Consider the following 13,783-nt stretch of genomic DNA (forward strand, 5'->3'; position numbering starts at 1 on the left):
GGGAAACATCCGCCGCGAAGCGGCGGTTCAGTCCGGAGTCAATCTCGCAGCGCCGCCACCGCCTCCGCCAACGCCCCCGGCACGTCCTCGACCAGGGTGTGGGAACCGTCCCGTACGACATGACGGCCGCCCACCACCGTGTGGCGGACGTCCGCGGCGGACGCCGCGAAGACCGCCGTCTCCGCCGCCAGGCGCGGCAGTGGGCCCGCCGTGCGGACCGAGTCCAGGGCCACGGTGGTGAGATCGGCCACCGCACCCGGCACGATGACCCCCGCGTCCGCCCAGCCCAGCGCCGCATGACCGTCCGCCGTCGCCGCGCGAAGCAGCGCCGCCGCCGTCCAGTGGCCCCGCGTGTGCGAGCGCAGGCGCTCGTTCAGTTCCATCGCCCTCGCCTCTTCGAGGATGTCGATCACGGCGTGGCTGTCGCTGCCCAGGGAGAGGGGGCTGCCCGCCTGTTGGAGGCGGGGCGCCGGGCCGATGCCGTCCGCCAGGTCGCGCTCCGTCGTCGGGCACATGCAGGTGCCCGTCGAGGAACCGCCGAGCAGTGCGATGTCCCCGTCCGTGAGGTGGGTGTTGTGGACGCCCGTCGTGCGGGGGCCCAGCACCCCGTGGTCCGCAAGGAGCTGCGTCGGCGTGCGGCCGTGGACCGCCAGGCACGCTTCGTTCTCCGCCGTCTGCTCGGAGAGGTGGACGTGGAGGGGGGCCCGGCGGGACGCGGACCATTCCGCCACCGTCCCCAACTGCCTTGCCGGGACCGCCCGTACGGAGTGGATCGCCGCGCCGATGCGCGCGTGGTCGCGGTCCTTGAGCGCCGACGCCCGTTCCGCCCACGCCTCCGTCGTGCCGTCGGAGAAGCGGAGTTGGTGGCGGTTGGGGGGCTCGCCCCGTGACTCGGTGAGGAGGCCCGACGCCACGTACGCCGTGTCGAGGAGCGTGATGCGGACACCCGCGTCCGCCGCCGCCTGGATCAGCGCCTCGCCCATCGCGTTGGGGTCGGAGTAGGCCGCGCCGCCCGGTCCGTGGTGGAGGTAGTGGAACTCGCCCACCGTCGTGATCCCGGCCAGCGCCATCTCCGCGTACACCGCCCGCGCGAGCGCGTGGTACGTCTCGGGCGTCAGGCGGTCCGCCACCGAGTACATGACCTCGCGCCACGTCCAGAACGTGCCGGAGCCGACCTGGACCGTGCCGCGCAGCGCGCGGTGGAAGGCGTGCGAGTGGGCGTTCGCGAGGCCCGGGAGCGTCAGGCCGCGCAGGACCGTCGCGCCGGGCGGGGGCGCCTCGACGTCCTTGCGGACCGCCGTGATCCGGTCGCCCGTCACCTCCACCGCCACGCCCGGCTCGACGAACGCGTCGAGCCAGGCATGCTCAAGCCAGTACGTCTCCGTCTGCTCCGTCGTCACCTGCAAGCCAGCCCTTCCAGTACGTCGGCCAGTGCGGTCACCCCGGCCACGCAGTCGTCCTCGGCGGCGTACTCGGCCGGGGAGTGCGAGACGCCCGTGGGGTTCCGTACGAACAGCATGGCGGTCGGGATCGAGCCGGACAAAATACCCGCGTCGTGTCCCGCGCCCGTGCCGAGGACGGGGAGCGGCCGCTCCGAGCGAGCGCCCAGGATCGTGCCCAGTTCGTCGCGCAGGGCGTCCTCGAACTCGACCACCGGCGTGAAGGACTCGCGTACGACGTCGAGGTCGATGCCGTGCCGGTCCGCGTACTCGCGAGCCGCCTTCTCGACGCCCGTCACGACCGTGTCGAGGGTCGACTGGTCGGCGGCCCGCGAGTCCAGCCAGCCCCTGACCAGCGACGGGATCGCGTTGACGCCGTTCGGCTCGACCGAGATCTTGCCGAAGGTCGCCACCGCGCCCGCCAGTTCGGCCTCCCTGCGGGCCGCGAGCACCGTCTCCGCGTACGTCAGCATCGGGTCGCGGCGGTCGACCAGGCGGGTCGTGCCCGCGTGGTTGGCCTCGCCCCGGAAGTCGAAGCGCCAGCGGCCGTGCGGCCAGATGGCGGACGCGATGCCCACGGGGTCGCCCGTGAGGTCCAGGGCGCGGCCCTGCTCGACGTGCAGCTCCACGAACGCACCGATGCGGGCAAGGCGTTCGGGGTCGGGGCCGATCGTCGACGGGTCGTACCCTGCCGCCTCCATCGCCTGCGGGAGGCTGACCCCGTCGCCGTCCCGGAGTCTGTGCGCGGCCTCTACGGTCAGCTGTCCCGCGGTGAGCCGTGAGCCCACGCAGGCAAGACCGAAGCGCGCGCCCTCCTCGTCGCCGAAGTTCACGATCGCCAGGGGCCGGGTGAACGACACCCGCCTGGCGCGGAGTTCGTCCAGGGCGGCGAAGGAGGAGACCACGCCGAGCGGGCCGTCGAAGGCGCCGCCGTCCGGGACGGAGTCCAGGTGCGAGCCGGTGACGACCGCGTCGCCCCGGGCGGGGTCGCCGAGCCAGGCCCACTGGTTGCCGTTGCGGTCGACCTCGTGGTCGAGGCCGCGCGCCTCCGCCTGCGCCTGGAACCACAGGCGGCACTCGGCGTCGGCGCCGGTCCATGCGTAGCGGCGGTAGCCGCCCGAGGCGTCGCTGCGGCCGATGGGCCGCAGCGAACGCCACATGGCGTGGAACGTGTCGCTCACGCGCTGCCTTCCTCGCGCATCGGAATCCGTACGCCCTTCTCGTCCGCCACCGACTCCGCGATGTCGTAGCCCGCGTCCACGTGCCGGATGACGCCCATGCCGGGGTCGTTCGTGAGGACGCGGCGGATCTTCTCGCCCGCGAGCTTCGTGCCGTCGGCGACCGAGACCTGGCCCGCGTGGATGGAGCGGCCCATACCGACGCCGCCGCCGTGGTGGATGGAGACCCAGGAGGCGCCCGATGCGACGTTGACCATGGCGTTCAGGAGCGGCCAGTCGGCGATCGCGTCGGAGCCGTCGAGCATGGCTTCCGTCTCGCGGTACGGGGATGCCACCGAGCCGCAGTCCAGGTGGTCGCGGCCGATGGCGAGGGGGGCGGCGAGGGTGCCGTTGCCGACCATGTCGTTGAACATGTCGCCCGCCTTGTCGCGCTCGCCCTGGCCCAGCCAGCAGATGCGCGCCGGGAGGCCCTGGAAGTGGACGCGCTCGCCGGCCATCTTGATCCAGCGGTGCAGGGACGCGTTCTGAACGGACTCAGCCTCCGGGAAGAGGTCGAGGATCGCCTTGTCCGTCTTGTGGATGTCGGACGCCTCGCCGGACAGCGCCGCCCAGCGGAACGGGCCTCTGCCCTCGCAGAAGAGCGGGCGGATGTAGGCGGGGACGAAGCCGGGGAAGGCGAACGCGCGGTCGTAGCCCGCCAGTTGGGCCTCGCCGCGGATCGAGTTGCCGTAGTCGAAGACCTCGGCGCCCGCGTCCATGAAGCCGACCATCGCCTCGACGTGCTTGGCCATGGACTCACGGGCGCGGGTGGTGAAGCCCGCCGGGTCCTTCGTGGCGTACGTCGCCATGTCCTCGAAGGCCACACCCGTCGGCAGATACGCCAGCGGGTCGTGGGCCGACGTCTGGTCCGTCACGATGTCGATGGGCGCGCCCTCGGCGAGCATCTGCGGAAGCAGGTCCGCCGCGTTGCCGAGCAGGCCGATGGAGAGGGGGCGGCGGGCGTCGCGGGCCTCGACGGCCAGCTGGAGCGCGTGCCGCGGGGAGTCCGCCTGCACGTCCAGGTACTTGTGCTCGATGCGGCGCTCGATGGCGCGCGGGTCGACGTCGATACAGATCGCGACGCCGTCGTTCATCGTCACGGCGAGCGGCTGGGCGCCGCCCATGCCGCCGAGTCCGGCGGTGAGGGTGATGGTCCCCGCCAGGGTGCCGTTGAACTTCTTGGCGGCGACAGCGGCGAACGTCTCGTACGTGCCCTGGAGGATGCCCTGCGTGCCGATGTAGATCCAGGAGCCCGCGGTCATCTGGCCGTACATGGTCAGGCCGAGCTGCTCCAGGCGGCGGAACTCCTCCCAGTTCGCCCAGTCGCCGACCAGGTTGGAGTTGGCGATGAGGACGCGCGGCGCCCACTCGTGGGTCTGCATGACGCCGACCGGGCGGCCGGACTGGACGAGCATCGTCTCGTCCTGCTTGAGGGTCCGGAGCGTACGCACCATGGCGTCGAAGGAGCGCCAGTCGCGGGCGGCCTTGCCGGTGCCGCCGTAGACGACGAGCTTGTCGGGGTGCTCGGCGACCTCGGGGTCGAGGTTGTTCTGCAGCATGCGGAGGGCGGCTTCCTGCTGCCATCCCAGGGCGCTCAGTTCCGTACCGCGCGGTGCCCGTACGGGGCGGGGTCCTGACATGGCGATTGCCTCCTCGCGTGAAGTGCTTCCGGTGGTGTGCCGCTGTGACCTTGCTATTCACATCCTGCGACGCTGAATAGAACTAGTCAATACATGGGTACGGCAGCGTTCTCGCGTCGCGGGTGATTGGCTGGAACGTATGAGCGATCACGGCGCGGAGGCCGCACGCCTGTCCGAGGCGGGGAGCGACCCGGAATCCACCGTCCTGCTGGGGGCCGGGCCCCACGGTTCAGGGCCCGGCGCACCCCCCGGAGCCGAGTCCGCCGCCCGCCGCGACCAGGCCGTACGCGCCGCCGTCGAGCAAGGGATCGTCGGGCCCGCGTCCCCCATCGCGGGGCTCCTCGACATCACCGGCATCCGCGCGTCCGCCGCCGCCCTGCACGCCGCCTTCGACGCGGTCACGCCGGACGGCACCCCCGTCCTGCACGCCTTCGCGGTGAAGGCATCGCCCCTGGTCCCGGTCCTGCGGCTGCTGCGCGACGCGGGCATCGGCGCCGAGGTGGCGAGCCCCGGCGAGCTGGCCATCGCGCGGGCCGCCGGCGTCGCGCCCGCGCACACGGTCCTCGACTCGCCCGCCAAGACCCCGGCCGAGCTGCGCGAGGCCCTGGCGCTCGGCATCGCCGTGAACGCGGACAATCCGCAGGAGCTCGCCCGCATCGACGCGATGACCCAGTCGGCGCCCACCCGCTCCCCCGTCGGCCTGCGGGTGAACCCGCAGATCGGCGGCGGCTCCATCGGCGCCCTCTCGACGGCGACGGCGACCTCGAAGTTCGGGGTCGCGCTGCGCGACGAGGGCGCCCGCGAGTGGATCGTCCAGGCGTACCTCGACCGCCCCTGGCTGACCCGCCTGCACGCCCACTCCGGCTCGCAGGGCATGCCCCTGGAGCTGATGGTGCGGGGCGTGGCGGCGACGTACGAACTGGCCGAGGAGATCAACGAACGGGCCGGGCGGCGGCAGGTCGACACGATCGACATCGGCGGCGGACTGCCCGTCAACTTCGGTTCGGACGAGGAGAGTCCGACCCACGCGCAGTACGCGCGCCGCCTCAAGTCCCGTGTCCCGGGGCTGCTCGACGGGCGGTACGGCCTGGTCACCGAGTTCGGCCGCTCGCTGCTCGCCAAGCACGGCACGATCCTCGCCCGCGTCGAGTACGCCAAGTCGGCGGGCACCCGGCCCGTCGCGGTGACGCACGCGGGCGTCCAGGTCGCGGCGCGCACGGTGTACGCGCCCGCGTCCTGGCCGCTGCGGATCGCCGCGTACGACGCGAAGGGCCGCCCCAAGAGCGGCCCGCCGGTCGGCCAGGACATCGCGGGCCCGGCCTGCTTCGCGGGCGACCTGCTGGCCGAGAACCGCCCCCTCCCCCTTCTCGAACAGGGCGACTACGCGGCGGCGCTCGACACCGGCGCGTACTACTTCGCGCACCACTACTCGTACAACAGCCTTGCCAGGCCCGGCATTTACGGCTTCGCGACACACGCCGACGAGGTGCGCTTCGCCGCCGTGCGGGAGCCGCAGACGCTGGACGAGATCGTGGCGGAGGCGGGCGGCGGCATCGCACGGGAGGCGCTGCGCCGTCTCTGAACCCCACGGCCCGCCGGCGGACCGCCCCGCAGAGGTCTACATCCGGGCGGGCGCCCTCACTGAATCAGGCGGCCGCCCGCTACTCCACGAACAGCCCGCGCGCCGCCGCCCCCGTGTCGAACTCCTCCAGGCGGGCCTGGGCGTCGGGGAGGCCGTCGCACATGGCCTCCAGGAGGACGCGGCCCAGGAGCATCGGGGCGCAGGCCGTGTCGAAGGCGAGGCCTGTGCCCACCGCCGCCGGGAGGAGGAGGTGGGAATGGGCCGCCACGGGGGCGAACGCCGAGTCGGCCACCGTCACCACCGTCAGGCCCGCCGACTGGGCGTAGGCCAGCGCGTCGAGCACCTCGCGCGGATGCCGCGGCAGGGCGAAGCAGAGCAGGGTCGAGGCCCCGGCACGTACCGCCGCGTCGATCCGGTCGGCCAGCATCGTGCCGCCCTCGTCCAGGAGGCGGACGTCCGGATGGACCTTCGACGCGAAGTACGCGAAGCCGTACGCCTGGGAGGCGGCGGCCCGCAGGCCCAGGACGGGGAGCGGGCGGGACGCGGCCAGGAGGCGGCCCGCGCGCTCCACCGGTGCCGGGTCCGCCAGGACCTCCGCCAGGTGCCGCAGGTTCGCGATCTCCGCCTCCACCGCCTGCTGGTACTCGTTGAGGGAGGACTCGCCCGCCTCCTCCGCGGGTGACAGTTCCCGCAGGTGCTTGCGCAGCGCGGGGTATCCGTCGAAGCCGAGCGCCACCGCGAAACGCGTCACCGAGGGCTGGCTCACCCCGGCAAGCTCCGCCAGTTCGACGCTGGAGAGGAAGGGGACGTCCGCCGCCCGGCGCACCATGCAGTGCGCGATGCGCCGCTGCGTGGGCGTCAGCCGGTGTCCCTCGAAGAGCACTTGCAGCCGTGCCGCAGGACTGTCACTCATACCGTTCCCCTCACAACACCCTGGCCCTCGACGGCCGTTCCGCTTCCGGCCCCCAGGCCCGACCACAACTCGGTGAACCGGTCAAGGAGTCCGGCCGCCGCTGTGACATCATCCGTCAGCGGGCGGTCGGCCAGCTCCGCGTCGAGGACCGAGTCCGCCAGTTCGAAGGCCCGCCCGACGGGCAGTTCGACGTCCAGGCGCATGTCCCGCTGGCGCAACGCCCTGATGGCCGCCACCAGTTCACAGCCCACCACCAGCCGGTACGCCTCGCACGCGCGCAGTGTCTGGCGGGCCGCCAGCGAGGCGAAGCTGGCCTGCTCCTCGACGCCTCGGGACAGGACGGCGTGGCCGAGCGACGCGGGCGCCGAGAAAGCGCGGAGGTCACCCAGGGCCGCCCCGGCCGCGTACTCGAGGATCATCACGCCCGACGACGCCGGTTCGCCGTCCGCGAGGAAGGGGCGCAGGCGGGTGAAGGCCGGTTCGTTCAGGGTCGACAGGCGGGACGTCGAGAGGCGGGCCGCCTGGGTCGTCGCCAGTCTGAAGTGGTCCAGGGACAGGGCGAGTTGGGCCAGGTAGAAGCCGCCGTGGTGGTACGCCGCCATGTCGTCCGGTGAGATCAGCGGGTTCTCCGCGGCCGCGTTGATCTCGACCGTGAGGACGTTCTCCAGCGCGTCCGCCGCGTCGTGCGCGGGGCCGTGGATCTGCGGGACGCAGCGGAAGCCGTAGGGGTCCTGGATCCGGCCGAGCGGTGGGGTGGGGCGGTCGGGGGCGCCGAGGATCAGGCGCATGCGTTCCGCCACCGCGTACGAACCCGCGTGGCGGCGTGCCTCGTGCACGGGCAGCGCGTACGCCTCGTACGAACCGTCGACCGCCATCAGGGAGAGCGCGGCCACCACCTGCGTCGCCGCGATCAGGCCGCGCAGTTCGTGCAGGGCGAGCGCGGACTGGCCGAGGGTGAGGGCGTTGCTGCTGATCAGGGCCAGGGCGTCGTTGTTGTCGAGGGGCTGCGGGGCGGGGGCCGCGCCCGTTCCCTGCCAGGGGTGCTCGCCCGCAAGGGCGAGGCCCATCTGGGCGAGGGCCGCGATGTCGCCGGTGCCGACCGAGCCGAACTCGTTCACCTTCGGGTACGCGCCCGTCTCCAGGGCCTCGCAGAGCGCCGTGACGACGGTCGGGCGCAGCCCCGCGCCGCCGGCGAGCAGCTGGTTGGCGCGGACCGCGAGCATCGCGCGGACCTCACGCGCAGGGAGCTCCTCGCCGATCGCGCCGGCGTGGCTACGCAGCAGGCGCAGGCCGTGGTCGGAGGCCGCCTCGGTCGGCACGGACTCATTCCGGTTCGCGCCCACGCCGGTGGAGCGGCCGTAGACGCGGCCCCAGGACGCGATCTCCCGCGCGGCGTTCCACGAGCTCTCCACGCGCTTCATCCCGTCCGTTCCCGGAACGGGCTTTGCGGTGGATTCGGCCAGGCGTACGACATCTGCGACCATCAGTCCGCGGCCGTCCAGGACGACGACCGAGCCACTGTCGTCGGCCGCCCTGCCGGTCGCCGTGTCCGCGATACGAGACGACATCACTCGCAATTCCTCCTCAACCCGGACGCTCCGTCTTGCCCTGCGATCACTCGTAACCAGCGATTTACGCCGGGGCGTGGACAAGCTATTGACAATCTATTCAGTCAACGAGAACTCTGCATGACGATATACAGCCGGGCAAGGGACTCCTCATGATCCAATTCGATACGGTCCACAAGCGCTTCCCGAACGGCACAACCGCGGTCCACAACCTCACACTTGAGATGCCGGAAGGCGGCGTGACCGTCCTCGTCGGATCTTCCGGTTGCGGCAAGACGACGACGCTCCGGATGATCAACCGGATGGTCGACCCGACCTCCGGGACCATCCGGGTCGGCGGCCGCGACGTCCTGGAGCAGGACGCGGCCGAGCTGCGCCGCTCCATCGGGTACGTGATCCAGCAGTCCGGGCTGTTCCCGCACCGCACGGTCCTGGACAACATCGCCACCGTGCCGCTGCTGCTCGGCTGGGGCCGCAAGAAGGCCAGGGCGCGGGCGGCCGAGCTCCTGGAGACGGTCGGCCTCACCGCCGACGCGGGCAAGCGGTACCCGCACCAGCTCTCCGGCGGCCAGCAGCAGCGCGTCGGCGTGGCCCGCGCGCTCGCCGCGGACGCGCCGGTGCTGCTCATGGACGAGCCCTTCGGCGCGGTCGACCCGGTGGTCCGCACCCAGCTCCAGGACGAACTCCTGCGCCTCCAGCGGGAGTTGAACAAGACCATCGTCTTCGTCACGCACGACATCGACGAGGCCGTACGGCTCGGCGACCGCATAGCCGTCTTCCGCACCGGCGGCCATCTCGTCCAGTGCGCGTCCCCCGCCGAACTCCTGGCCCGCCCGGCGGACGACTTCGTCGCGGACTTCCTGGGCGCCGAGCGCGGCCTCAAGCTGCTCTCCCTCAGCACCCTCGCCGACGTCCCGCAGGGGCCCGCTCCGGAGGGCGGCGCCTGGACACTGCGGCTCGACTCCGCGGGGGCCCCGGTGGCGTGGCGGCACAAGGACTCCGAGGCTGCGGACGTCCCCGTACGCCCCCTGCGCGACACCGACTCCCTGCTCTCCGCGCTCAACGAATCCATAGCCGCCCCGAGCGGCCTCGTCGCCCGCGTCGACGCCGACGGCGTGCTGACCGGCGTCACCTCCCGCGACGACATCCACGCCCACGCGGGCCGGGCGCACACCGACGCAAGCACGGTGGACGTATGACCGTCGACTGGTCGTGGATATCCGACCACACCGGCGACCTCACCACCCTCACGCTCTCGCACCTCCAGGCCGCCCTCACCGCCGTACTGCTCGGGCTGCTGATCTCGCTCCCGCTGGCCGTCCTCGCGCATCGCGTACGCCCCCTGCGCGGGCTGCTCCTCGGCCTCTCGAACGTCCTGTTCACCATCCCGTCCATCGCGGTCTTCGTGCTGCTCCTGCCGGTCAGCGGGCTCACCCGCACGACCACCGTCATCGGCCTGACGATCTACACGCTCGTCGTGCTCCTGCGGAACACCGTCGAGGGCCTGGACTCCGTACCGGCCAAGACGAAGGAAGCCGCGAAGGCCATGGGCACCCGCCCCCTGCGCACCCTGCTCACCGTCGAACTCCCCCTCGCCCTGCCCGTGATCATGGCGGGCGTGCGGATCGCCACCGTCATGGCGATCTCCCTGGTCTCCGTGGCGACGTACATCGGCGACGGCGGTCTCGGACAGCTCTTCACGGACGGGTTCCAGCGCAACTTCCCGACCCCCGTCATCGTCGGCGTCGTCCTGACCCTGCTCCTCGCGCTCGTCGCGGACGCGCTCCTCGTCACCCTCCAGTACGTCCTGACTCCCTGGACCCGCCGCAAGAGGAGCGCGTGACATGTACGAACTCTTCAAGGACCTCGGCGCCTGGCTGGTCAGCGGCGACCAGTGGGCGGGGCCCGACGGCATCGGGCACCGCCTCGCCGAGCACCTCCAGTACTCGCTGCTCGCCACGCTCATCGCGGCCGCCATCGCGCTGCCGCTCGGCCTGCTCATCGGGCACACCGGACGCGGCGCCTTCCTCGCCATCAACCTCGCGAGCTTCGGCCGGGCGCTGCCCACCGTCGGCCTCGTCGTGCTCGTCTTCCTCGCGAGCGGGCTCTCCATGTGGCCCGTCTACATCGCGCTCGTCGCGCTCGCCGTGCCCTCCATCGTCACCAACACCTACGCCGGGATGACCGCCGTCGACCGTGAGGTGAAGGACGCGGCGAAGGGCCAGGGCATGCGCTGGCACCAGGTCCTCTTCCAGATCGAACTGCCCCTCGCGCTGCCGCTGATCATGACCGGGCTCCGGCTCGCGCTGATCCAGGTCGTGGCGACGGCCACCATCGCCGCGTACGTCTCCTTCGGCGGGCTCGGCCGGTACGTCTTCGACGGGCTCGCCCAGCGCGACCTGGTCCAGGTGCTCGGCGGTGCCGTGCTCGTGGCGGTCGTCGCCGTCGTACTCGATCTCGCGCTCTCCGGACTGCAGCGCGCCCTCTTCCGCCACCGCCCCGCCAAGTCGGCCTAGGAGCAAGCCAGATGGCCCCCATGAACCGCAGGACCCTCCTCGGCGGACTCTTCGCCGCCGCGTCCGTCCCCGCGCTCGCCGCCTGCAGCGGCGGCATCACCTCCCTCGACGGGGGAGGGTCCGGCGGTGGCGGCGGTGGCTCCAGCAAGAACGGCGTCACCATCGGCACCGCCAACTTCACCGAGAACCAGGTCCTCGGCTACCTCTACGCCGCCGCACTCGAAGCGGCCGGAGTGAAGACGAACGTCCGCCCCAACCTCGGCACCCGCGAGATCCTCATCCCCGCCCTCAAGGGCGGCGACATCGACCTGCTGCCCGAGTACCAGGGCGCGCTCCTGCACTACCTCGACCCCAAGGCGAAGGCCACCGAGGAGGGCGAGATGCAGAACGCGCTCGCCATGGCGCTGCCGCGCGGACTGCAGATCCTCCCCTACGGGATGGCCGAGGACTCCGACGCCTTCGCCGTCACGCGGGAGACCGCCGACGAGTACGGCCTCACGTCCCTCGCCGACCTGGCGAAGCACAACGGCAAGCTCGTCATCGGCGCAGCCCCCGAGGTGAAGAAGCGCACGGTCGGCGCGGTCGGCCTCAAGGACGTCTACGGCGTGGAGTTCAAGGAGTTCAAGTCCCTTGATTCCTCGGGGCCGTTGGTGAAGGGCGCCCTGAAGAAGGGCGACGTGGACGTGGCGAACCTCTTCACCACCGACACCGACATCGCGGCCGAGAAGTGGGTGGTCCTCACCGACCCCAAGAACCTCATCCCCGGCCAGCACGTGGTCCCGCTCATCGCCGACCGCAAGGCCGACTCGACGGTGCGCAAGGCACTCGCCCGGCTGGGCGGCGTACTGACGACCAAGCAACTCACCGAGCTCAACCGCCTGGTGGACAAGGACAAGAAGGATCCGGAGGACGTCGCGAACGACTGGGCGGCGCGCCACGGACTGACGAAGAAGTAACGCACGTACGGAACAGCGGACTTACTAAAAGAAGTAGCGGACTTACTGAAGAAGCAGGGGAGTCGAGCGGCATGGCAGCTGAGGACCTGGTGGAGCGGCGCTCCATCGACGTCGTCCCCGACGACGAACGGCACGGCACCGCGTTCAGCCAGTTCACCCTCTGGCTGGGCGCCAATCTGCAGATCACCGCGGTCGTGACCGGCGCACTCGCCGTCGTCTTCGGCGGCGACGTGGTGTGGTCGATCGTCGGCCTGCTGCTCGGCAATCTGCTCGGCGGCGCGGTGATGGCCCTGCACTCCGCGCAGGGCCCGAAACTGGGCCTGCCCCAGATGATCCAGTCCCGCGCCCAGTTCGGTGTGAAGGGCGCGGTCGTCCCGCTGCTCCTGGTCATCGTGATGTACGTCGGGTTCTTCGCGAGCGGCAGCGTCCTGGCCGGACAGGCCACGGCCGAGCTGACGCACACCGACCACACCACCGGCATCATCATCTTCGCGGTGGTCACGGCGGTGACGGCAGCGGTCGGCTACCGCGTCATCCACACGCTCGGCCGGGTCGCGAGCGTGATCTGCGCGCTGGCCTTCGGCTACCTGGGCATCCGGCTCCTGGACCGCGTGGACCTCTCCACGCTCCTGAACGACGCGCACTTCGACCTGCCGATGTTCCTGCTCGCCGTCTCCCTCTCGGCGTCCTGGCAGCTCGCCTTCGGGCCGTACGTCGCGGACTACTCGCGCTATCTGCCGCGCACGACATCGGGCAAGGCGACCTTCTGGTGGACCCTGTCCGGATCCGCGCTCGGCTCGCAGTGGTCGATGACGTTCGGTGTCCTCGTGGCGGCGACCGCGGGCGACGCGTTCCTCGCCAACCAGGTCGGATACGTCGTCGGCCTGGGCGGCACCGGCCTGATCGCGTCGTTCCTCTACTTCGTGATCGCGCTCGGCAAGCTGACCATCAACGTGCTCAACACCTACGGCGGCTTCATGTCGATGGTGACCAGCGTCAGCGGCTTCCGCGGCCAGAAGGTCCTCTCGCAGCGGGGCAGGGCCGCGTACATCGCGCTGATCATGGTCGCGGGCACGGCGGTCGCGCTGCTCGGCAAGGACAGCTTCCTGACCTCCTTCAAGGACTTCCTGCTCTTCCTGCTGACCTTCTTCACGCCGTGGTCGGCGATCAACCTGGTCGACTTTTACCTGATCTCCAAGGAGCGCTACGACATACCGGCGCTCTCCGACCCGGCGGGACGGTACGGCGCGTGGCGCTGGGACGCGCTCGTCGTGTACGGGGTCGGCCTGCTCGCCCAGCTCCCGTTCCTGGTCACGCACTTCTACACCGGACCGCTTGTCGAGCCGCTCGGCGGCGCGGACGTGTCGTGGATCGTGGGTCTGGTCGTACCGGCGGCCCTGTACTGGCTGCTCGCACGGCGTGGCGCAGCGGATCTGGACCCCGATGAGAATGGGGGGATAGCCCCACTGTCAGAGGCGTCCGGGCTGCGTACGGTAAATGACTATGGAAGCCAGTGACGCCGAACTCAAGAAGGAACTCGACGCCACTCTGCACGCCCGCAGAGAGCTCGGCGAAGAGTACGAGTCCGCGCTGGTCGACTCGTTCCTCGGGAAGGTCGAGCAGCGCCTGGACGGCACCATAGACCGGCGGATGCGCCGGCACATGGCCGAGCAGCAGATGGTGGTCGCCCGCGGCTCCCGCGCGCCCAACAGCGCGGTGGACTCATGGGGCGAGCGCTTCGGCTTCGCCGTCGTCACGCTGATCCTCGCGATCCCGCTCTCGGCGATCGGCGCGGCCAACGCCGAACTGCCGGGCCTCTTGGTCACCTGGGCGGGCATCTTCGGGGTGAACGCGGTGCACTCGATGCGCGGCATGCGCTTCGGGCGGCGCGCGGACCGCGACCGGAAGTCGGAGTGGGACGACTGAGGCCGTCCGCTGCCGGGGCGACCACG

The 13,783-nt window shown here is 71.5% G+C and carries 12 protein-coding genes; 7 read left to right on the forward strand and 5 right to left on the reverse strand.

Features of this window, described 5'->3' with window-relative positions; genetic code table 11:
• Nucleotides 1-38 precede the first annotated feature (38 nt).
• The 3 genes from E2651_RS06860 to hutU are packed head-to-tail and all read right to left on the reverse strand — an operon-like array spanning nt 39 to nt 4,296.
• Nucleotides 39-1,400, reverse strand: coding sequence for a formimidoylglutamate deiminase (locus tag E2651_RS06860; protein WP_135330110.1), 1,362 nt, complete (start codon nt 1,398-1,400; stop codon nt 39-41).
• The gene (locus E2651_RS06865) at nt 1,397-2,599 is read right to left on the reverse strand and encodes an allantoate amidohydrolase (RefSeq protein WP_135330149.1); all 1,203 of its coding nucleotides are present in this window, start codon (nt 2,597-2,599) and stop codon (nt 1,397-1,399) included. The genes E2651_RS06860 and E2651_RS06865 overlap by 4 nt, the downstream gene beginning before the upstream one ends.
• A 17-nt stretch (nt 2,600-2,616) precedes the next feature.
• A complete protein-coding gene (gene hutU, locus E2651_RS06870) occupies nt 2,617-4,296 on the reverse strand; it encodes a urocanate hydratase (RefSeq protein WP_135330111.1) in 1,680 nt (559 codons plus the stop codon).
• A gap of 139 nt (nt 4,297-4,435) precedes the next feature.
• Between hutU and E2651_RS06875 the strand changes: the two genes are divergently transcribed.
• Entirely contained in the window at nt 4,436-5,878 is a 1,443-nt protein-coding gene (locus E2651_RS06875) for a diaminopimelate decarboxylase (RefSeq protein WP_135330112.1), read from the forward strand.
• Between the two features lie 79 nt (nt 5,879-5,957).
• Here E2651_RS06875 and E2651_RS06880 read toward each other — a convergent pair whose 3' ends face one another.
• Nucleotides 5,958-6,791, reverse strand: a complete 834-nt coding sequence (locus tag E2651_RS06880) for a MurR/RpiR family transcriptional regulator (protein WP_135330113.1) — start codon at nt 6,789-6,791, stop codon at nt 5,958-5,960.
• Nucleotides 6,788-8,359 (reverse strand): aromatic amino acid ammonia-lyase, encoded by a 1,572-nt coding sequence (locus E2651_RS06885; protein WP_135330114.1) that lies wholly within the window; start codon nt 8,357-8,359, stop codon nt 6,788-6,790. Before E2651_RS06885 ends, E2651_RS06880 begins: the two co-directional genes overlap by 4 nt.
• Nucleotides 8,360-8,511: 152 nt before the next feature.
• Between E2651_RS06885 and E2651_RS06890 the strand changes: the two genes are divergently transcribed.
• The 6 genes from E2651_RS06890 (at nt 8,512) to E2651_RS06915 (ending at nt 13,757) form a co-directional block, all read left to right on the forward strand.
• Complete coding sequence (locus E2651_RS06890; RefSeq protein ID WP_135330115.1) at nt 8,512-9,558, forward strand: ABC transporter ATP-binding protein; 1,047 nt, start codon at nt 8,512-8,514, stop codon at nt 9,556-9,558.
• Complete coding sequence (locus E2651_RS06895) at nt 9,555-10,202, forward strand: ABC transporter permease (RefSeq protein ID WP_135330116.1); 648 nt, start codon at nt 9,555-9,557, stop codon at nt 10,200-10,202. Before E2651_RS06890 ends, E2651_RS06895 begins: the two co-directional genes overlap by 4 nt.
• Before the next feature lies 1 nt (nt 10,203).
• Nucleotides 10,204-10,875, forward strand: coding sequence for an ABC transporter permease (locus E2651_RS06900; RefSeq protein ID WP_135330117.1), 672 nt, complete (start codon nt 10,204-10,206; stop codon nt 10,873-10,875).
• Between the two features lie 20 nt (nt 10,876-10,895).
• Nucleotides 10,896-11,831 carry an ABC transporter substrate-binding protein gene (locus E2651_RS06905; RefSeq protein WP_135330150.1) on the forward strand — a complete coding sequence of 312 codons (936 nt, stop codon included), beginning with the start codon at nt 10,896-10,898 and terminating at the stop codon, nt 11,829-11,831.
• Between the two features lie 71 nt (nt 11,832-11,902).
• A complete protein-coding gene (locus E2651_RS06910) occupies nt 11,903-13,348 on the forward strand; it encodes a cytosine permease (protein ID WP_245238618.1) in 1,446 nt (481 codons plus the stop codon).
• The gene (locus E2651_RS06915; protein ID WP_135330118.1) at nt 13,335-13,757 is read left to right on the forward strand and encodes a hypothetical protein; all 423 of its coding nucleotides are present in this window, start codon (nt 13,335-13,337) and stop codon (nt 13,755-13,757) included. Before E2651_RS06910 ends, E2651_RS06915 begins: the two co-directional genes overlap by 14 nt.
• Nucleotides 13,758-13,783 lie beyond the last annotated feature (26 nt).

Source organism: Streptomyces sp. MZ04 (assembly GCF_004684775.1).
Classification (GTDB): domain Bacteria; phylum Actinomycetota; class Actinomycetes; order Streptomycetales; family Streptomycetaceae; genus Streptomyces.

Excerpts from the sequence above, each read along its gene's own strand:
- E2651_RS06885 (WP_135330114.1), bottom strand. The coding sequence starts at position 8,359 with ATGTCGTCTCGTATCGCGGACACGGCGACCGGCAGGGCGGCCGACGAC.
- E2651_RS06910 (WP_245238618.1), top strand. The coding sequence starts at position 11,903 with ATGGCAGCTGAGGACCTGGTGGAGCGGCGCTCCATCGACGTCGTCCCC.
- E2651_RS06900 (WP_135330117.1), top strand. The coding sequence starts at position 10,204 with ATGTACGAACTCTTCAAGGACCTCGGCGCCTGGCTGGTCAGCGGCGAC.
- E2651_RS06905 (WP_135330150.1), top strand. The coding sequence starts at position 10,896 with ATGAACCGCAGGACCCTCCTCGGCGGACTCTTCGCCGCCGCGTCCGTC.
- E2651_RS06890 (WP_135330115.1), top strand. The coding sequence starts at position 8,512 with ATGATCCAATTCGATACGGTCCACAAGCGCTTCCCGAACGGCACAACC.
- E2651_RS06865 (WP_135330149.1), bottom strand. The coding sequence starts at position 2,599 with ATGTGGCGTTCGCTGCGGCCCATCGGCCGCAGCGACGCCTCGGGCGGC.
- E2651_RS06875 (WP_135330112.1), top strand. The coding sequence starts at position 4,436 with ATGAGCGATCACGGCGCGGAGGCCGCACGCCTGTCCGAGGCGGGGAGC.
- E2651_RS06880 (WP_135330113.1), bottom strand. The coding sequence starts at position 6,791 with ATGAGTGACAGTCCTGCGGCACGGCTGCAAGTGCTCTTCGAGGGACAC.
- E2651_RS06915 (WP_135330118.1), top strand. The coding sequence starts at position 13,335 with ATGGAAGCCAGTGACGCCGAACTCAAGAAGGAACTCGACGCCACTCTG.
- hutU (WP_135330111.1), bottom strand. The coding sequence starts at position 4,296 with ATGTCAGGACCCCGCCCCGTACGGGCACCGCGCGGTACGGAACTGAGC.
- E2651_RS06895 (WP_135330116.1), top strand. The coding sequence starts at position 9,555 with ATGACCGTCGACTGGTCGTGGATATCCGACCACACCGGCGACCTCACC.